The sequence below is a fragment of the Janthinobacterium sp. J1-1 genome (assembly GCF_030944405.1).
Taxonomy (GTDB): Bacteria; Pseudomonadota; Gammaproteobacteria; order Burkholderiales; family Burkholderiaceae_D; genus Janthinobacterium.
The window spans coordinates 5,799,237-5,817,265 of record NZ_CP132339.1; the positions used below are offsets into that span (position 1 = coordinate 5,799,237).

At 65.2% G+C, this 18,029-nt stretch carries 17 protein-coding genes and 1 pseudogene; 3 read left to right on the forward strand and 15 right to left on the reverse strand.

What is annotated here, in order from left to right; all coding sequences use genetic code 11:
- Positions 1-358 precede the first annotated feature (358 nt).
- The 11 genes from Q8L25_RS26445 to Q8L25_RS26495 form a co-directional block, all read right to left on the reverse strand.
- The gene (locus Q8L25_RS26445; RefSeq protein WP_308925811.1) at positions 359-904 is read right to left on the reverse strand and encodes a TIGR00730 family Rossman fold protein; all 546 of its coding nucleotides are present in this window, start codon (positions 902-904) and stop codon (positions 359-361) included.
- Positions 905-914: 10 nt separating this feature from the next.
- Positions 915-1,688 (reverse strand): hypothetical protein, encoded by a 774-nt coding sequence (locus tag Q8L25_RS26450; protein WP_308922217.1) that lies wholly within the window; start codon positions 1,686-1,688, stop codon positions 915-917.
- Positions 1,689-1,702: 14 nt separating this feature from the next.
- A complete protein-coding gene (locus Q8L25_RS26455) occupies positions 1,703-2,398 on the reverse strand; it encodes a TetR/AcrR family transcriptional regulator (RefSeq protein ID WP_308922218.1) in 696 nt (231 codons plus the stop codon).
- Between the two features lie 81 nt (positions 2,399-2,479).
- The gene (locus tag Q8L25_RS26460) at positions 2,480-2,890 is read right to left on the reverse strand and encodes a phasin family protein (protein WP_308922219.1); all 411 of its coding nucleotides are present in this window, start codon (positions 2,888-2,890) and stop codon (positions 2,480-2,482) included.
- Between the two features lie 110 nt (positions 2,891-3,000).
- Positions 3,001-6,624: an EAL domain-containing protein gene (locus Q8L25_RS26465; RefSeq protein WP_308922220.1), complete on the reverse strand. Its 3,624-nt coding sequence runs from the start codon at positions 6,622-6,624 to the stop codon at positions 3,001-3,003.
- Positions 6,625-6,967: 343 nt separating this feature from the next.
- A complete protein-coding gene (locus Q8L25_RS26470; protein ID WP_308922221.1) occupies positions 6,968-7,912 on the reverse strand; it encodes an alpha/beta fold hydrolase in 945 nt (314 codons plus the stop codon).
- Positions 7,909-9,543, reverse strand: a complete 1,635-nt coding sequence (locus Q8L25_RS26475; RefSeq protein ID WP_308922222.1) for a GMC family oxidoreductase — start codon at positions 9,541-9,543, stop codon at positions 7,909-7,911. Before Q8L25_RS26475 ends, Q8L25_RS26470 begins: the two co-directional genes overlap by 4 nt.
- Positions 9,544-9,553: 10 nt before the next feature.
- On the reverse strand, positions 9,554-10,060 hold the full coding sequence (locus Q8L25_RS26480; protein ID WP_308922223.1) for a hypothetical protein: 507 nt from the start codon (positions 10,058-10,060) through the stop codon (positions 9,554-9,556).
- Between the two features lie 89 nt (positions 10,061-10,149).
- A complete protein-coding gene (locus tag Q8L25_RS26485; protein ID WP_308922224.1) occupies positions 10,150-11,292 on the reverse strand; it encodes an MFS transporter in 1,143 nt (380 codons plus the stop codon).
- An 81-nt stretch (positions 11,293-11,373) separates the two neighbouring features.
- Positions 11,374-12,288: a LysR substrate-binding domain-containing protein gene (locus Q8L25_RS26490; RefSeq protein ID WP_308922225.1), complete on the reverse strand. Its 915-nt coding sequence runs from the start codon at positions 12,286-12,288 to the stop codon at positions 11,374-11,376.
- The gene (locus tag Q8L25_RS26495) at positions 12,285-13,049 is read right to left on the reverse strand and encodes an RNA methyltransferase (RefSeq protein WP_308922226.1); all 765 of its coding nucleotides are present in this window, start codon (positions 13,047-13,049) and stop codon (positions 12,285-12,287) included. Before Q8L25_RS26495 ends, Q8L25_RS26490 begins: the two co-directional genes overlap by 4 nt.
- Positions 13,050-13,243: 194 nt before the next feature.
- Between Q8L25_RS26495 and Q8L25_RS26500 the strand changes: the two genes are divergently transcribed.
- Positions 13,244-14,023, forward strand: a complete 780-nt coding sequence (locus tag Q8L25_RS26500; protein ID WP_065307196.1) for an inositol monophosphatase family protein — start codon at positions 13,244-13,246, stop codon at positions 14,021-14,023.
- Between the two features lie 66 nt (positions 14,024-14,089).
- Here Q8L25_RS26500 and Q8L25_RS26505 read toward each other — a convergent pair whose 3' ends face one another.
- Entirely contained in the window at positions 14,090-14,743 is a 654-nt protein-coding gene (locus Q8L25_RS26505) for a hydrolase (protein WP_308922227.1), read from the reverse strand.
- A 238-nt stretch (positions 14,744-14,981) separates the two neighbouring features.
- Positions 14,982-15,731, reverse strand: a complete 750-nt coding sequence (locus Q8L25_RS26510) for a hypothetical protein (protein WP_308922228.1) — start codon at positions 15,729-15,731, stop codon at positions 14,982-14,984.
- Positions 15,732-15,763: 32 nt separating this feature from the next.
- Between Q8L25_RS26510 and Q8L25_RS26515 the strand changes: the two are divergent.
- Positions 15,764-15,814, forward strand: a pseudogene (locus Q8L25_RS26515) (hypothetical protein); the annotation flags it as partial.
- A 24-nt stretch (positions 15,815-15,838) separates the two neighbouring features.
- Positions 15,839-16,132 (forward strand): hypothetical protein, encoded by a 294-nt coding sequence (locus Q8L25_RS26520; protein ID WP_308922229.1) that lies wholly within the window; start codon positions 15,839-15,841, stop codon positions 16,130-16,132.
- A gap of 62 nt (positions 16,133-16,194) precedes the next feature.
- Here Q8L25_RS26520 and Q8L25_RS26525 read toward each other — a convergent pair whose 3' ends face one another.
- Positions 16,195-17,610 carry a M23/M56 family metallopeptidase gene (locus Q8L25_RS26525; RefSeq protein WP_308922230.1) on the reverse strand — a complete coding sequence of 472 codons (1,416 nt, stop codon included), beginning with the start codon at positions 17,608-17,610 and terminating at the stop codon, positions 16,195-16,197.
- A gap of 3 nt (positions 17,611-17,613) precedes the next feature.
- A complete protein-coding gene (locus tag Q8L25_RS26530) occupies positions 17,614-17,991 on the reverse strand; it encodes a BlaI/MecI/CopY family transcriptional regulator (RefSeq protein WP_308922231.1) in 378 nt (125 codons plus the stop codon).
- Positions 17,992-18,029 lie beyond the last annotated feature (38 nt).

Genomic DNA, 18,029 nt, shown 5'->3' on the forward strand with positions numbered 1-18,029 from the left:
TGCCGTTCAGCTCAGCTGTCCGACGCATGTCAATGCGTAAGGCGTACAAACGTAAAAATGGCGGGCAGAGTCGCGAACCTGAGAAAATGCCGATGGCGGCGTTGCAGCTCCTCGCCGTACATGCGTACTGTCTTCGTCACTGCGCCTTGCCCTCGACATTTTTCAGGCTCGCTTGGCCCGGTCGGCCTGTGCGGGCGACTGGGGTTTTAATCCGGTTTACTGGGAGCGTAGGGACACTAACTAAACGGCATTACCGCGACACGCGGCTTTTTTTACGGCCAGTGGTATCCCGACCCGCCATCCTGCCACGCGCCGATACCAGGTTGCCGAAACCCATGAAGCGGCGGTGCCGCCAGGGTCAGGGCGCGCAGTCTTTCAGGCGCTGCACCAGCGCGGCCGGATCGGCATCGGCATTGAGGAAGGCGGCGTGCTGCGGCCGCACGAAGCCCTGCTCGCGGCCGTTTTGCACAAAGCTGATCAGGCCATCATAAAAATGGTCGACATTCAACAGGCCGATCGGCTTGGCATGGATGCCCAGCTGGGCCCAGGTCAGCATTTCAAACAGCTCTTCCAGGGTGCCGTAGCCGCCCGGCATGGCGATAAAGGCGTCGGACAGGCTGGCCATCATCGCCTTGCGTTCATGCATGTCCTTCACCACGAACTGGCGCGTCAGGCCGGTATGGCCCACTTCGCGTTCCACCAGCGCGGTCGGGATCACGCCCGTCACTTCGCCACCCAGGCCCAGCACCTCATCGGCAATCACGCCCATCAGGCCCACATTGCCGCCGCCATACACGAGCGCGATATTTTCCGACACCAGCACGTGCGCCAGTTCGCGCGCCGCCACCGCATATTGGGGCGTGACGCCGGCATTGGCGCCACAGTACACACATAAAGCCTTGATCACGGGACCCTCATTTCTTCAGTTCATCAATCGCAGCCTCGACTTCGAGGCGCTCCTTCGCATCGACCGCCACGCACTCGGCGGCCTGTTCATACAAGGCCATCACTTCCGCCAGTTTTTTATTCCCCTCAAGCATGTTCAAGGCGCGTGCATATTCGCTGCGCGCCGAGGCCGAGGCGGGATTCAGGGCCAGCGCCGTCCTGAAGTGCTGGTAGCCGTCGTCCTTGCTGGCGCCATAGCTGAGCGAGCCTATCATGGCGCCCACCTTGTCGATGATTTCCGTGTGGTAGATGCCGAAGGCGATATGCGCATCGGCATGCAGCGGCGCCAGGGTCACGGTACGGTTCAGGCTGTTGCGCACCTTGGCGCCCATGCCCTGGGCCAGCGCCTTGACCACCGAAATTCCCAGCGCATAGCGGCCCAGGCTGTAGGCATGCCAGTAAAAGCCGGCCGGGTTGTCCGGCTGCTCGGCCTGCTGGCGTTCGCAGCGCTCGGCCACTTCCTCGAACAGCGCCAGCCTGGTGCCCTCGTCGAGCTCCAGGTGGGTGGCGTGCATGCAGGTCGCCTTGTGCGCCACGCTGTAGCCGGGCACGCCCACCGCCAGGCCCAGCCTGGCCGCGCGCTCGAAGTCGCCGGCATGGTAGGCGATCCAGGCCTGCACCAGCGCCGCCTGCGCGGGAAACGGCTCGGCATCGCTTGCATGCAGGCGCTGCCAGGCCGTTTCCAGCGACAAGGGGGTGTAGACATAAGCATTGTCGGGATACGGAAATTTTTTCCAGGCCATCACGGTCTCCTTGATCAAATCGCGCTGTCGGTCAGCCGCCCACCGTCTTGCAGTGTAGTCAGGTATTCTTCCGACAGCTTACGGAACAGCAGATGGGTTTCATCGCGCAGGTAGGGGCCGATCAGCGACAGCACCTGGTAGCAGCCGCGCGCCAGGGCATCGGACATCGATTGCTGCTCGCTGTACTTGCGCGGATTGCGCACATATTCATACGACAGCCAGTAGGTGGCGACCACCACCATATTGGTCGCCATGGCGCCGATTTCCATGTCCGAGGCGACCAGGGATTGCTCGCTGCGCAAGTCTTCGCACAGCTGGGTGGCCACCTTGATCTTGTGCGCGAGGATCAGCTTGAAATGCAGTTCCAGCTTGCGGTTGCGCGACAGCAAGTCGTTCAGGTCGCGGTAGAAGAAGCGATAGCGCCAGATCAGTTCGAACATCAGGTGCAGATACAGCCAGACATCCTCGATATTCGAGCGGCGGCCGCTGGGCACGGTCAGTATGCGTTCGATTTCCGCCTCGAACTGGACGAAGATCGAATTGACGATATCGTCCTTGTTGCGGAAGTGGTAGTACAGATTGCCGGGCGAGATATTCATCTCCTCCGCAATCACGGTAGTGGTGATATTCGGTTCACCAAACTCGTTAAACAGGCGCAGCGACAATTCCAGGATGCGTTCGCGGGTACGGCGTGGTGCTTTTTGTAGCATGGCGGGCAATCTCTCTTTGTTCTGCCCCAAGCATACCACCGAAGATAGCCCCGGTGAAACACCCCGCGCCGGGCTGGAAGCCTACTTGAGCTGCTTGCCGGCCGGTGCCGCCTTTTTCTTGGCAGATACTTTTTTGGCCGGCTTGACGGCGCCGCCCGACAGCGCGGCCACCTGTAGCCGCAGCTGCTCCACCTGCTCGCGCAGCGCCGCCAGCTCGGCCTGGCTCGGCACGCCGATGGCCGCCAGCGCGCGCGCCACGCGCTCTTCGAAGACATGTTCCAGGCGGTCGTGCGCGGCGCCCCCCATCAAGGATGCCGCGTCCTGGTCCGGCGGCAAGGCCGGGCCGTCATGGGCCAGGCTGGCCAGCATGCGGCCGCCCTCCTCCTGCGCGCGCGCAAACGCGCCCAGGCTGGCTTGCCAGATCTGCCGCGCCGAGGCCTGCATGGCGTCGGAAGTATCTTGCGCCAACTCCTGCTTGAATTTTTTCGTCATTGCCCGCTCCCCTGTGATGGTCATCCTTGCGCTTGATTCTAGAGGTCAAAAATAGACGTGGGTGTCTAAATGTGGCGCTCGGTGCGCCAGCACACCCAGAAAACGGAAGATCAGGCGGCCGCTTGTACCGGGCCGTGCAGCAGGCCATGCAGGCGGAAGCCTTCGCGGATGTTTTCGCGCAGCACAGCGCCCTTCCAGGGCTTGGTATAGAAGCGGTCGACGGCGCCACGGTTGATGGCCGCCATGATGGGGGTCAGGTCGGCATAGGCCGACAGCATGATGCGGAAAGTGTCGGGGCACAGGTGCTTGACCCGCTCCATGAATTCGGTGCCGCTCATGGCCGGCATGCACTGGTCGCACAGGATCACCTGCACCTGGTGGCGCGCCAGGATGTCGAAGCCTTCGGCCGCCGTCTGGGCGGTCAGGATGCGGTAGCCGTCCTGCGCCAGGAAGTCGCTGAGCACGTCGAGCATGAAGACGTCGTCATCGACGATCAGGAGCGTCTGCTGGTCTTCGTTGCCGGCGTCGCGCGGCGCCTGCAACAGCTTGCCACCCATCAGCATCTGTTCGAATTCTTCCTGTGCCACCGGGCGGCTGAAATAATAGCCCTGCATTTCATCGCAGCCGTGGCGGCGCAGATAGGCCAGCTGGGCATCGTTTTCCACGCCTTCGGCGATCACCTGCAGCTTCATGCTGTGGGCCATGCTGATAATGGCCAGCACGATGGCCGCGTCGTCGGGATTGCTGGTCACTTCGCGCACAAAGGCGATATCGATCTTGAGCTTGTCGATAGGAAAGCGTTTCAGATAGGCCAGGCTGGAATAACCGGTGCCGAAATCGTCGATGGAAATCTGGATCCCCAGCGCCTTCAGGTTGCTCAGCACGGCGATGGTTTCCTCGGCGTTCGACATCAGGGAACTTTCCGTCAGCTCCAGCTCCAGCAGATCGGGGGCGATATCGTGCTTGCGGATGGCCCGCAGCACTTCCTCTTCCAACCCGCCGACGAAGAACTGGATGCCCGACACATTCACCGACAGGTGCACCGGGCCGATGCTGCTGGAACACCATTCGGCGATCTTGCGGCAGGCCTGGTCCAGCACCCAGTTGCCGACCCGCACGATCAGTCCTGTTTCTTCGAGCAGCGGAATGAAGACGGCCGGCGACACCATGCCGTGGCCGGGCCGGCGCCAGCGTATCAGCACCTCGGCGCCGCTGACCCTGCCGGAACCAATATGCACCTTGGGCTGGAAGAACAGCACGAATTCTTCGTTGTCGATGGCCCGCCGCAAGGCGTTTTCCATGTCCAGGCGGGCCATCGACTGGGCGTTCATTTCGGCCGTGAAGAAGCGGAAGGCGTCGCGCCCCGCTTCCTTGGCGCGGTACATGGCCGTGTCCGCATACTGGATCAGCGTGTCGGCGTCCGTCGCGTCGTCGGGATAGACGGCGATGCCGATGCTGGCCGTGACCGTCACTTCATGGCCTTGCAGATCGAACGGCTTGCGCATCGCTTCGCGGATCTTGTCGACCACGCCCACCGAATGCTGGGCGCCGTCGGGCAGGATCAGGATAGCGGCGAACTCGTCGCCGCCGAAGCGGCCGATGGTGTCGCGCACGCGCAGGCTGTCGACCAGGCGGCTGGAAAACTGGCGCAGCAGCTCGTCCCCCAAGGTATGGCCCAGCGTGTCGTTGACGTTCTTGAAGCGGTCGACGTCGAGAAACAGCACCGCCACCGACCACTGGTGTTCCTGCGCCTGGGCCAGCGCATGGGTCAGCGAGTCGTAGAACTGGCTGCGGTTGGGCAGGCCGGTCAGGGTGTCGAAATGGGCCAGTTTCAGCAAGCGCTGCTCGGCCTCCTTGCGTTCGGTGATATCGCGCGCCACCGCCACCAGTATCCAGCTCTGGCCCGAGCGCAGGGTGCGCCGCTGCACTTCGACCGACAGGGGCGAGCCGTCCTTGCGGTGCAGCTGCAGCTCGGCCATCGGCGCGCCCTGGTCGCCGGCCAGCAGTTTTTCATACAGCTCGTCGAGCTGCGACTGGCCGTCGTGGGCGCGGCCCGGGCCCACCTGCAGGAAGTCTTCGCGCTCGAAACCCAGCATGCGGCAGGCCGTCTGGTTGACGTCGACGAAGCAGGCGCCGGCGCGGTCGACCAGGAAGATGGCGTCGGCGGTGGCATCCATCGCCAGGCGGAAGCGGCGCAGGTCTTCGTCGAGGCGGATGCGGGCCGCCATGTCGAGCGTCAGCTGTTCGTGGTGGCGCTTGATTTCGTCGTACAGCAGCAAGTTGTCATAGGCCACCGCGATCTGCGCGGCAACCGTGGCGGCGACGCGCTCGTCGACTTCGGAAAACTCGTGCGCGCCGAGCTTGTCGACCAGGTACAGCCAGCCGTGCACGCGCTCGCGCGAGGCGATCGCCACGCCCAGGAAGGAGTGCACGGACGGATGCGTGGCGGGCAGGCCCAGCGCGGCGGGGTCGCCCTTGAGGCCATTGACGCGGTGCGGTTGCTGCTGTTCCAGCAAGCGCGACAGCACGCCCACGCGCGGCGTGGTGGCGATCTGCTCGATGTTCTTTTCGGTGCCGCACGAGGAAAAATAGCTGAGCTTGTCGGCGCCCTCCTCCAGCACGCCGATGCAGGCATAGCGGGCCACACAGATATTCTGCGCCACCTTGCAGCCGGCCTCGATCAGCGCACGCGGATCGCGCTCGGCACCCAGGTCCATGCCCAGCTCGATCAGGGCCGTCAGGCGCAGGCTGACCGCCTGCAGGCTGGACAATGAACGCGACAGGCGCTCGGTCATGATCGCCAGATCTTCCGGCACCGGCGCCGCGCCATCGCCGGCCAGCTGCGAGATCTGCTGGCGGCTCGATTCGAGTTCGTCAAGGTAGCCGCTGACATGCTGTTCGATGCCGGACAGCTTGTTTGTCTCGGGCGCGCCGGCCGCGCGCGGCCTGGCGCCGGCCTGGGCCGCCGGCGCCACCAGGCCCAGCGCTTCATTGACGGTGCGCACGATCACTTCGGGGTCGGACGGTTTCGGCAGCACCCAGCGCACGCCGCAGGCTTGCGCCAGCAGGATGGCTTCCTGTTCGCGGTAGGTGGCCGTGTAAAAAATGATGGGCACGTCGGCCAGCACGGGATTTTCATGCACGCGCGTGACGAATTCGTAGCCATCCATATTGGGCATCAGGATGTCGGAGATGATCAGGTCGGGCCGCTCGGTGCGCATGATGTCGAGGCCTTCGACGCCATTGGCCGCTTCCAGCAGGCGGTGGCCGCTGTAGCCCAGCAGCGCAGTCAGGAACTCGCGGTTGAGCACATGATCATCAACGATCAGGATAGTGCAGATGTCGTTTTTAACTGGCGTCGACGGCGCCCCGGGTAAAAAAGATTCTAGCTCCGCCACGAACAGGTCGGGTTCGATCGGTTTGCCGATATAGCCGTTGAAGCCCGCTTCGAGCAGGCGCTCGCGGTCGCCCACCATCGCCAGCGCGGTGACGGCCAGCGCGGGAATCTTGCGCAGCACCGGGTCCTTCTTCAGTTCGGCCACCACGCCATAGCCATCGAGCTTGGGCAGGTGGACATCGCAGATGATGAGGTCGGGCACTTCGCTGCGCGCCATGCGCACGCCCTCTTCGCCATCGTAGGCGGCCAGCGGCGTGTAGCCGAAGGCGCGCAGCAGATACACCATCAATTCCATATTGGTGGCGTTATCTTCAATAATCAGGATTCGTGCGGACAATTAGCACTCCCACCAAAAATGACTTTCACTATAAACACCCGTATACCCTTATACACGTAACCTGGCCGGTGCTCTGTGCGTTCCAGCGCACATCCACGCCCAAGCCTGCCTGCCCATCCTACAATACGGCGTCGCCATTCTCAGTATAAATCGGCAGGCAGCGCTTTCACCACATGCCTGCTCGTCCGCCAGCCGCACGAGCACCGTGCGCGACAGCTGCCAGCTTAAACCAGGTAGCCACTGGACAACAGGCTTTTGTGAGGGGCAAGCTATTAAAAATGGGCAACAAAGGCGTCAAAAACGACACCCTTGTCAGCTTGATAAAAGACTGGCGAACTCAGCATTAATAATGCGCAAAAGCCGCCGCGCCGACTTCGGAAACGATAGTGATTTCTGACAGTACCTGGCGCAGCACGCGCGGGTCCGAGGCCAGCGCCACATGGCCCAGGCCGGCATAAGCGCTATTGCGGGCGCCGGGCAGGCGCGCCGAATCCTGCGGCGCGACGATATTGTCGTGCTGCGAATAGATCGAGGTGATCAGCGCGCGTGTTCCCGGCGATTCGTCCGCGTCCAGTTGCGCCAGCCAGGCGTTCGGCCGGCCGCCGGGCCGGCTCATCTGGCGCGCATTGCTGCCCAGCGCCAGGTTGGCCAGCGCCGTGCCGTGGTGCGGCGTGCCCAGGGTAATCACGCGCGCCACCTGCGCGCCGCCATGCCGGCGCAGATACGCGCGCGCCACCAGGCCACCCATGCTGTGCGCGACGATCACCACCTGCCCGGCGCCGGCCTGCGCCAGCAGTTCCCCGATCGCCTGCGCCACCAGCGGCACCACATCGTCGATGCCGGCGTTGACCGGCTCCAGGTCGACCGCGCCATGCACCACGCCGGCCTGCGCCAGCTGGGCGCTCAACGGCGCCCAGAAGCCCCGGTTGCACACATAACCGTGGATCAGCAGCACCGGCAAGCTGTTGCGCCCCGGCGCGGCCGGCACGCTCAGGCGCGGGCGCAGCATGCCCCACGACGAGGTGCGCAGATTGGCGCCCAGCTCGCCCACGAACAGGCGCGCCGCCGCCCCTGCGCCCAGCCGTGGTGGCGCCGCGCCACCCGCAATGCGCCGGCTATGCCAGAAATTGCGCGCCACGATCAGCGCGCGCAGCAGCAGCACGCCGAGCATGCCCAGCAGCAGCGCCACCCCGGCCTGGCGCACGCCGGCCTGCCACAGCAGCCAGGCCAGGCCCGGCACCGCCAGCACTTGCAGCAGCATCAGCCAGCGCAGGGCGCGCGCGATCATGCCGGCGCCCCGGTAGCGAAGCCGGGTGCGGCCTTGCCCGTCAGCTCTTGCGCCAGGCCGCTGGCCAGGCGCGCGGCCAGTGCATAGATCGACAGCTGCGGATTGGCGCCGATCGAGGTGGGAAACAGCGAACCGTCATGCACCGACAGATTCGCCAGGCCCCGGTAGCGCCCTTGCGCATCGCACACGCCGAGGCGCTCATCGTCGGACATGGCGCAGCCGCCCATCACATGGGCCGACACCACGCGCGCCAGCAGCGGCTTGAAAGGCAAGTCGTCGATGGCCTGGCGCGCCTGCGCCCAGCTGGTGTAATGGCGGGCCAGTTCATGCACCGGGTAGACGCTGCGCGCGCCGGCAGCGAACTGGATCTCGGCCATGGACAGCAGCGCGCGGCGCACGCCGTCCCAGATGAACGGCGTGAGCGGATAATCGAGCACCGGATTGCCATGGCTGTCGAGGCTGACCGCGCCGCCCGCCGCCTGCTCGTGAAAACCGTCGCGCAGCAGCGCCAGCAAGCCATGCGCGTGCGGAAACTGGCGCATCGTCTGCGCGTGTTCGTCGCCAAAGCCGCCCATGGTGGTGGCCATCAGCAGCGGATGCAGGGGCGGCGCTTCGAGCTTGTAGCCGATGGGACCATCGATGGCGTCGACACCCAGGAAATGGTCGGAATAGATCGTTTGCGGCGCGCCGGCATAGGCGTCGACCCGCTGCGCGAACAGGGCGGCGGAAATGACCGTGGGATGCAGAAAGGTGCGCCGGCCCAGCAGCTTGGCCGGATCGGGCGCGTTCGAGCGCAGCAGCAGCGCCGGTGTATTGATGGCGCCGCCGGCCAGCACATAGTGCCTGGCGCGCAAGGTCAGCTTGACGCCGGTGGGCGCCTGGCCGGCCGCGTCGAGGGCGGTCACTTGCAGGCTGGCGATGCGCTCGCCCTGCACGATGAAACGCTCGGCGCGCGCATGGGTCACGAGGTGGGCGCCCAGCGCCAGCGCGGCAGGAATGGTGGTCACCAGCATCGACTGCTTGGCATTGGTGGGGCAGCCCATGCCGCAATAGCCGAGGTTCCAGCAGCCGTTCACATTGCGCCGTATGGCGGCCGTCGGTATGCCCAGCTGCCGCGCGCCGCGCCGTAATAAATCGTTGTTTTCGTTCGGCGGCACGGGCCAGTCGCCGACCTGCAGGCGCCGCTCGACCAGCTCGAACCACGGCGCCATCGACGCCTGCGTATAGCCGGGCAGGCCGTGGTGGCGCTGCCAGTGCGCCAGGGTGGCGGGCGGGGTGCGGAAACTCGAGGTCCAGTTGACGGTGGTCGAACCGCCCACGGTGCGGCCCTGCAAAATATTGATCGCCTTGTCGCGCGTCTTGCGGGCGGCGGACTCCTGGTACAGCGCGGGGTAGGCGTCGGCTTCGCGCATCTTGAAGTCTGTCGAGGACTTCAAGCCGCCCTCTTCGACGATCAATACGCTCAGGCCGGCGCGCGCCAGCAGTTCGGCCGTGATGCCGCCGCCGGCGCCGCTGCCGATGATCACCACGTCGGCCTCCAGCGTGCGCTCAAGCTGCAGGGTGGAAGCGTCGGTGACGCGCCAGCCGGCGGCCAGGCCGGCCGTGATCGGATCGGGTATCGGTGAACTCATGCTGGCGCCTTCATGACAATTCGGGCAGCGGCCCGGGATAGCCGATGACGGCCCAGCTGGCGCTGTCGGCATACCAGGCGCCCAGGATCAGGTCGTGCAAGGCCAGGTAGGCCGTCTGCAAGGTGGCAAGGCGGTGCAAGCGCCAGTTTTGCAGGAATGCCGCCACCTGGCGCGGATCGGCATTCTGCCAGCCGCCTTCGACGCCAGCGACAAAACGGCGCGCGGGCGCCAGCGCCAGCAGGCCGAACAGATCCTGCACCTCGCCCTGCTGGGCCAGCGGCAAGCCGTGGATCGCCGTGCGCACGCCGTCGATCGAGCGCGCCAGGGCCGGCGCGCCGGGCGGCAAGGCGCTGCCCAGCATGGGCGGCACGATGGCGGCCAGCGCCGCGCGCGCCTCGCCGTCGAGTTTGAACCGGCGCAAGGGCGCCGGCCCGCGCGCCAGGCGGTACACGGCGCCGCCGGCCGCCACGGTGCAGGCGCCCAGCAGGCCCAGCTTGAAAAACGATCTGCGTCGCATGATGTTGTCTCCCCTGTTGAACGGCTTTTTTCCGGCCAGTGTACGCCAGGAGCGCGGGTCAGGCACGCGCAAAAACTGGAGCGCGGAGTCTAACTCGTGCGCAGCAGCAGGAGCATCGCCAGCAGCGCGGCCGCCATGCCACCCAGGCTGATGAAGGGCAAGCCCCAGCCGGCGATCAGCGCGCCGCCGAGCAGCCCGCCGGCCGCCGTGCCCAGGTTGAACGAGGCGATATTCAGACCCGCCGCCACCGCCGCCACGCCGGGGTCAAGCTTCAGGGCCAAGCGCAGCAGCCGCATGGTCGACAGGGTGACGATGGCAAAGAACAGCAGGCCCAGGCTGCCGCACAGGGCCAGCATGGCCAAGGGCTGCGCACGCAACAGGTAAAAGCCCAGCAGATTGAGGGCCAGCGCGGCCAGCGCCAGCAGGGTCCAGCCGCGCGCGTGCGAGCCGTCGGCGAGCTGGCCGCCGAGCAGGTTGCCGCCGATGGCGCACACGCCAAAGCTCAGCATGGCGGCGCCCAGCCAGTTGGCGTCCAGCCCGCTGACCTGCAGCAAGAACGGCGAGATATACGTAAAAAAGCTGAAGGTGGCCACGCTGACCAGCGCCGCGATACCGGCCGCCAGCAGCATGGCCGGCTGCGACAGGGCGCGCAGGCTGGCCAGCGCGGACAAGGTCTGCGGCGGTTGAGCTGTCCTCGGCATGGCCCACAGCAGCCCCATGGCGCCGGCCAGCGCCAGCACGGCGATCGCGGCAAACACGGCGCGCCATGACCACAGTGCGCCGAGCCAGGTGCCCAGCGGCACGCCGCAAGCCAGTGCCAAAGTCAATCCCAGCCAGACGACAGCCAGCGCCCGTCCCGAGCGCGACGGTTCAACCAGCCTGGTGGCGGCGTTCGAGGCCACCGCCATGAACACGCCATGCGCCAGGCCGACCAGGAAGCGCAGCAACAGCAAGCTGGTCAAGCCCGGCGCAGCGGCCATGCCGACGCTGCCCACCGCCAGCACCAGCATGGTGGCGGCCAATACACGCCGGTCGGACCGGCACGCCAGCAGCGCCGTCAGGATCGGCGCGCCGATGGCCGCGCCCAGCGCATAGGCGGCAATCGCGCCACCGGTCGCCGCCACGCTGGCGTGCAGCTCGCGCGCCATGCCGGACAACAGTCCGGCGGCGACAAATTCGGACAGGCCAAAGGCAAAGCTGCACAGCGACAGCAAATAGATGGCAATCGGCATGATGACTCCTCGATACGAAACCACCATGCTGGCGCGTGCCAACTGATCTGTAAAATAGTTTGTTTGTCTCGGATTGAGACGTCAAAAGTCTTGTTGTTCACCGGCAGAAAAGCGCAGCTGTGCCAGCAGCCGCTCGCGTACCGGCAAGGCCTGACGTGCATTCCACGCCATGGACAGATCCAGCCGCACCAGCGGCCCGGGCGCATCGGTGATCAACGGCAGCATCACGGCGCCGATTGGCAGCATGCCCGCCAGGCTGGCCGGCAGCAGCGCCACGCCAAAGCCGGCCGCCACCAGGCCGGCCACCGTTTGCAAGCGCCGCGCCTGCTGCACCACCTTCGGCACGAAACCGGCATGCAGGCACAGGCTGGCCAGCTGGTCGTGAAAGCCCTGCCCCAGGGCGCGCGGCGAGGCGACAAAGTCTTCGTCCTGCAACTCGGACAAGGCCACCGCCGGCCGCCCCGCCAGCCGATGACCGGCCGGCAGCGCCGCCATGATCGCTTCGCCGGACAAGCGCTCGAACATCAGCGCCGGCGTACTGCGCCCCGGTGCGCGCAGCAGCGCGATATCGAGCTGGCCCGCTTCCAGCAGCTCCACCAGTTCCTGGGTCGGCGCTTCGCGCAGGGTCAGGTGCACATCGGGAAAATCGGCACGGAAGCGGCGCAAGGCATCGAGCACGTGGGCATACGGCGTGACCTGGATAAAACCCAGGCGCAAATGTCCGGCGCTGCCCTGCGCCACGCGGCGCGTCTCGGCCACGCCCTCTTCCAAGGCGAGCAATACTTGCCTGGCGGTGGCGAGAAAAGCCGTGCCGGCGGCCGTCAGGCCGACCTTGCGATTGCTGCGTTCGAACACCGCATAGCCCAGCTGGTCTTCCAGCCGCAGGATCGCCTGCGACAGCGGCGGCTGGGCCATGTGCAGCCGTTCGGCGGCGCGGCGGAAGTTCAGTTCTTCGGCCACCGCGATAAACTGGCGCAACAGCCGCGTTTCAATCATCGCGGCTTTTTCGCCATCACCAGGATATGGCGGGCGATGCCGCGCAGGATATTGACTTCTTCCGTTTCCAGCCCGGTGCGTGAAAACAGGCGTTTCAGGCGCGGCATCAGTTTTTTCGGATTGTCGGCGTCGAGGAAATCGATGGCCACCAGCGCTTCCTGCAAATGCACATACATGCCGTCGACCTGGGCCAGGCTGGCCGCGTCGCCATGGAAACCGACCGGGCTGGCCGCCTGAGAGTCACCCAAGGCGGCCACCCGGCATTCATAGGCGACTACCTGCGCCGCCTGCGACAGGTTCAGCGAGGAGTATTCGGGGTTGGCAGGAATATTGATCAGCACATTGCACTGCTCGACGATCTCGTTGGGCAGGCCGAAGCGCTCGTTGCCGAAAATCACGGCCGCGTGCAGCTCGGTGCCGGCGGCCAGCTGGGCCGCAATCGCGCGCGGCGCGGTCACCGGCGGCGAAAATTCGCGCAGGCGGGCCGAGACGGCGGCCGCGTAGTTGCAGCCTTCCAGCGCCTCGGCGATCGAGCCGACGATGCGCGCGCGGGCCAGGATATCCTGCGCGCCGCTGGCAAAGGCCACCGCTTCCGGGTCGCTCAGGGCGTCGGCAAAGCGCGGGTTGACCAGCACCAGGTCGGAAAAGCCCATCGTTTTCATGGCCCGCGCGACGGCGCCGATATTGCCGGAACGGCTGGTCTCGACGAGGATAAATCGGAGGCGTTTGAAAAGAGACGTATTGATTTCGGGCAGATTCATTTAAAATAGCGCCATTGCGCGGTATCGATACAGGAAATGTCGGGGACGACGTCACAAAACGCTGACGCCAGGCCGGGATTTTAACCACTTCGCCACCGCTTTGCTCTTTAATTCATTCTTGCACTCCTGCGCTCCAGTACACACCGGTACTGCCGGGCGCTCGCGTGCTTTTAACGGAAGCTCACATGCACCCAATGCTCAATACGGCCATCAAGGCCGCCCGCCGCGCCGCCACCGTCATCAACCGCGCGTCTTTCGACCTCGACCGCGTCGTCGTCACGGAAAAACAACATAACGATTTCGTCACCGACGTCGACCAGGCGGCCGAACAAGCCATCATCGAGGTGCTGTCCAAAGCCTACCCGGACCACGCGTTCCTGGGCGAGGAATCGGGCGCTTCCGCCAACTCGCACGACGAGAATGAATTTCAGTGGATCATCGACCCGATCGATGGCACCACCAACTTTATCCACGGCTTCCCGCAATACTGCATCTCGCTGGCGCTGGCCCAGCGCGGCATCGTCACGCAAGCCGTGATCTATGACCCGGTACGCAACGACTTGTTTACGGCCAGCAAAGGCGCCGGCGCCTTCCTGAATGAAAAGCGCATCCGCGTCACCAAACTGGACCGCGTTGCCAACGCCATGCTGGGCACCGGCCACGGCGCCGGCCCGCGCGCGCTCGACGAATACCTCAAAATGTACGCCATCATGGGCGAACGCAGCCAGGGCGTGCGCAGCGCCGGCTCGGCCGCGCTGGACCTGGCCTACGTCGCCTGCGGCCGCCTCGACGGCTTCTATCAAAAGGGCCTGAAGCCGTGGGACATCGCCGCCGGCGCGCTGATGATCACGGAATCGGGCGGCATCGTCGGTGAATTCTCCGGCGAGTCGGACTATCTGTACAAGGGCGACGTGATCGCCGCCAGCCCGAAAGTGTTTGGCCAGATGGTGAGTTTGCTGGCGCCATTTGCCTGATCATCATACGCAGCATAAAAAACCGGCCTCGGCCGGTTTTTTTACGCCTGCTTGGCGTGAAGAAAATCAATGCCCTTCGCTGGCGTTAAACATGGTCTTGGCGTAGATCAGGCCCAGGCCATAGCCGCCGCCGTGCGCCACGGCCGTCGCCACGGTCTCATTGTAGGTCTCGCCACGGGCCCAGTCGCGCTGCAGTTCCAGCAGGTATTGCACCGACGTCATCGGCTGGGCGCCCGCCTGTATCATGCGCTGCATCGCCATCTGGTGCGCTTCGTCCGACACGTCGCCGCTGGCGTCGGCGATCACATACACCTCGAAGCCCTGCTCCAAAGCCGACAATGCCGGGCCGACGATGCATACCGAGGTCCACAAGCCGGCCAGCACGATCTTGGCCTTGCCGTGGGCGTTGACGCGCTCGGCGATGCGCGGGTCTTCCCAGGTATTCATGCTGGTGCGGTCGATCGGGGCCAGGTCCGGGAAGACCGACTGGATTTCGTTGAAGATGGGGCCGGAGAACGATTTTTCCGCCACCGTGGTCAGGATCGTCGGCACCTTGAATTCAGACGCCGCTTTCGATACCAGCGCCGCGTTATTGCGCAGCAGGGCCAGGTCGATCGAGCGGGTGGCGAACGCCATCTGCGACTGGTGGTCGATCATGATCAGGGTGTGGTCGTTCGGGGTCAGCAGTTTTTGAGCGGCTTGGGCGGTGGCGATAGGCATGATGGCGTCCTTTGAATAGAAAAATAGTCGAAAAAATTGAATATGGTAAAGCGTGCTTCATGATGCTGAACTTCCCTGCTGTATCAGTGTGTGCCGAGCGAGTGCATGCAGTATGCAGCAAGCAGCGCATAACTTAAAACGCAAAGTTTGCGAAGTCATATTCGATTTTTTCGATTATTGTTTTCAGCCAAAAAAAAGCTGCCGAGACATCCGGCAGCTTGCAAGGCATGACTCTCCATCAATCCGACACGGGATAGCTCTCGATGGTGGTGATGCCGGAAGGCGTGGTCACCTTGACCGTCAGCACGCCGTTGCGCGCAGTGTTCTGCTGGCAACTGGTGCCGACCTGGCCGACGTCGCTGATCATCTGCACCACATGGATCCAGTTGGCCGCCACTTCGCTGTCGTTGTTCGGCACGATGATGTCGCGCGTGCCGACGATGACGCCATTGCTGGTGGAAAAATTGATGGTGGTGCCCGCCGGCAGCGGATTGCCGGGCAAGTCGATCGCCTGCCCCGTCACGGCCGCGCGGTTGACCGGAAACACGGTCGGGTTGCTGTCGCGGATGGCGAGCGGGAAGCTGCGCACGGCGTTTTCAAACGCGGTGCCGTCGACGCAATGGTCGAGCGCGATCGAGGTGCCGTTCAGCGGCGTGATGCGCGCAGTGCTGGTTGACAGCACCTGCACCAGGGCGCGGCGTACGTGGACAGTATTGGCGGCGGTGGTATTGACGCTGGAGGCGGCGCGCAGTACACCATTGTATTGCCCGTCACCAGTGGCGTTCCAGGCGCCGCTGCCGTTCGAATCGATATACGCTTCGCCGCTGGCGCGCGTGGCGTTGCCGGTGTTGTAGGCGTCGTCGCGGAAATCGGCATTGCTGCCCGTGACGGCGCGGTCATTGCGGAACGGTTCGCCCAGGTCGGCATAGCCTTCGCCCGCATCGTAGACATGGTTGCCGTTGGCGTCAGTGAAGCTTTCTTCGCCCAACGTTCGGTGACCTCTACCATCAACGCTGGCGCATCGAGGAAGCCTTCAAGCGTCTCAAACACCGACTCCATCTGGAGCACGTGACGGGACTGTCACAGCAGGCCCTGATGCAGAATCTCGCCGCCAAGGTACTGTGCGATAACCTGCAGGCGCTGGCGAACTGCGCCGCCGGCCAGCAACATGCATTGCCGCCGGACAGACACGTCAACCATACCTATGCCCATTCGGTACTCAAGCCGCTCTTGCCATCGTTGCTGCTTGGGCTGGCGGCAGCCCACTTGCTCACCGACGCGTTGGCGCTGATCGCCAAGCGAACGTTTAAACATCGCCCAGGACAATCAAAGTCAGGGCACACCAACGCCTACAAGCCCCATAAATACATGGCCTACAAGGCTGCCTGATGGCAGCCTATCGCTTAACTTGGGTGGATTGGGTCGGACCCCATTCCTTGCTTTGGGGTTAATTAACGGCCGAACTGCTCCTTGCGCATGCGCAGGGCGCGCGCGGTGGCGTTGGCGTCGAGGCCGGCCAGCCACTGTTGCGGGTCCTGCAGGCGCCCGTTGCGGCTGACCTGGAAATGCAGGTGCGGTCCCGTCGCCAGGCCGGTATCGCCCACCGTGCCGATGGCCTGCCCGGCCGTGACGGCCATGCCGGTCGTCAGCGTGACCCGGTCCAGATGGGCGTACAGCGACTCGATGCCGCCGCCATGGTCGATACGCACGGCCTTGCCCAGGCGCGCATCTTCGCTGACGCTGGCGATGCCGTCGGCCGCCGCATGCACCGGCGTGCCGCGCCGGGCGCCCAGGTCGATGCCGCGATGGCCTTGTGGCGTCATCTGGCGCACCACGCCAAAGAACCCCGTGACGCGCATGGTGTCCAGCGGGTTGCGCCAGGCAGCTGGCGCAGTGAGCATGGCGGCGGGCGTGGCCGCCACCGACCAGGCCAGTGCCGGCTGCAGCGCCAGGCTGGCCGCGCCGATGGCGCACAGCAGCAGCGCCGTCAGCGCGCGCAGCAGCGGATGCGGGCGCGCCTGGCCGTCGCGCAGATGGCTCAGGCGCTCCGCCATGCGGCCGCCGCCAAAGGCCAGGCCCGGCAGCGGCTGGGCCTGCAGGCCCAGCTGCTTCACCAGCGCCGCCGCATATTGCTGGCGCTCGCGGTGCTGCCGTCCGGCCAGCACCTGGCGGTCGCAGCCCAGTTCCTGCGCCCAGGCCAGCTTGCCCGCCAGCCAGCGCGCGGCCGGATTGAACCACAGCAGCGCCCGCAGCAAGGTTGCCAGCAAGAGCATCAGCGGATCGCGGCGGCGGGCATGGGTCAGCTCATGGGCGATCACCAGTTGCTGCTGCTCTGGGGTGAACTGCGCCAGGTGCGCCGGCAGCAGCAAGCGTGGCCGCCAGATTCCCACCAGCATCGGCGAAATCGGCGCGTCCACCTCCAGCACGTCGACGCCATGCAGCCGGCGCCGCCGCGCCAGCGCGAGCAAGGTGCGCAATATGGCGCGGCCACGCCGCCAGCGCCAGGCCGTGACAGCCACGCCCAGCAGATACACCAGGCCCCAGGCGGCCGGCACCAGCGCCAGCCAGGAAGCAGCGGAGGGCAGCGGGGCGGCTGGCGCATCGCTGGGCATCGTCACGTCGGGCGCCGCGCCGGCCAGCGCCACCGGCACGCTCAGCTCGGGCACCATGCTCAGCTGTTGCGTGTCGGGCAGCAGCGGCAGCACGAACGCGGCGGCCAGCACCAGCTGCGCGACTAGCCAGACGCCGCGCTGGGCGGCCAGCGCGGGCCAGCGCCGTTGCGCCAGGCTCAGCAAACACCACAGCAACAGGCCGGTGACCAGGCAGGCGGCGCTGGCCTGCAGCAGCGTGAGAGAAAACAGCAGCATCGCTTATTCCTTCGCGTCGAGTGGCCAGTCCTGCAGCAGTTGTTCCAGCTGCGCCAGCTCCTGCCGGTCGACCAGTTTGCTGCCGGTAAACATCGTCACCGGCAAGGGACTGTCCAGCTCCATCACGCGCCGGCCGAAATCATGGGCAAACGCGGCCAGGGTGGCCACCTTGTCGGCGCCGGTTTCATATACCTGCACGCCCTGCTCGCTGCGCTGCACCAGCATGCCTTTTTCCAGCATGCGCTCGACCGTCTTGCGGGTCGATGAAAACGACCAGCCCAGCTCGGCCTCCACGCTGGCGTGCAGCGCGCGCGCCGACAGCGGCTGGCCTTTCCACAGGGCTTTCAACAAGGTCAGTTCGGTAACGGATGGCGTGGCCATGGCACTCCTTTGCGGTAACATATGCAACGATTATGCGA

Bases quoted from the DNA above. Each gene is read 5' to 3' on its own strand.
- Q8L25_RS26455 (WP_308922218.1), bottom strand. From the start codon at position 2,398: ATGCTACAAAAAGCACCACGCCGTACCCGCGAACGCATCCTGGAATTG.
- Q8L25_RS26460 (WP_308922219.1), bottom strand. From the start codon at position 2,890: ATGACGAAAAAATTCAAGCAGGAGTTGGCGCAAGATACTTCCGACGCC.
- Q8L25_RS26520 (WP_308922229.1), top strand. From the start codon at position 15,839: ATGCAGAATCTCGCCGCCAAGGTACTGTGCGATAACCTGCAGGCGCTG.
- Q8L25_RS26505 (WP_308922227.1), bottom strand. From the start codon at position 14,743: ATGCCTATCGCCACCGCCCAAGCCGCTCAAAAACTGCTGACCCCGAAC.
- Q8L25_RS26490 (WP_308922225.1), bottom strand. From the start codon at position 12,288: ATGATTGAAACGCGGCTGTTGCGCCAGTTTATCGCGGTGGCCGAAGAA.
- Q8L25_RS26525 (WP_308922230.1), bottom strand. From the start codon at position 17,610: ATGCTGCTGTTTTCTCTCACGCTGCTGCAGGCCAGCGCCGCCTGCCTG.
- Q8L25_RS26530 (WP_308922231.1), bottom strand. From the start codon at position 17,991: ATGGCCACGCCATCCGTTACCGAACTGACCTTGTTGAAAGCCCTGTGG.
- Q8L25_RS26495 (WP_308922226.1), bottom strand. From the start codon at position 13,049: ATGAATCTGCCCGAAATCAATACGTCTCTTTTCAAACGCCTCCGATTT.
- Q8L25_RS26480 (WP_308922223.1), bottom strand. From the start codon at position 10,060: ATGCGACGCAGATCGTTTTTCAAGCTGGGCCTGCTGGGCGCCTGCACC.
- Q8L25_RS26500 (WP_065307196.1), top strand. From the start codon at position 13,244: ATGCTCAATACGGCCATCAAGGCCGCCCGCCGCGCCGCCACCGTCATC.
- Q8L25_RS26475 (WP_308922222.1), bottom strand. From the start codon at position 9,543: ATGAGTTCACCGATACCCGATCCGATCACGGCCGGCCTGGCCGCCGGC.
- Q8L25_RS26450 (WP_308922217.1), bottom strand. From the start codon at position 1,688: ATGGCCTGGAAAAAATTTCCGTATCCCGACAATGCTTATGTCTACACC.
- Q8L25_RS26485 (WP_308922224.1), bottom strand. From the start codon at position 11,292: ATGCCGATTGCCATCTATTTGCTGTCGCTGTGCAGCTTTGCCTTTGGC.
- Q8L25_RS26470 (WP_308922221.1), bottom strand. From the start codon at position 7,912: ATGATCGCGCGCGCCCTGCGCTGGCTGATGCTGCTGCAAGTGCTGGCG.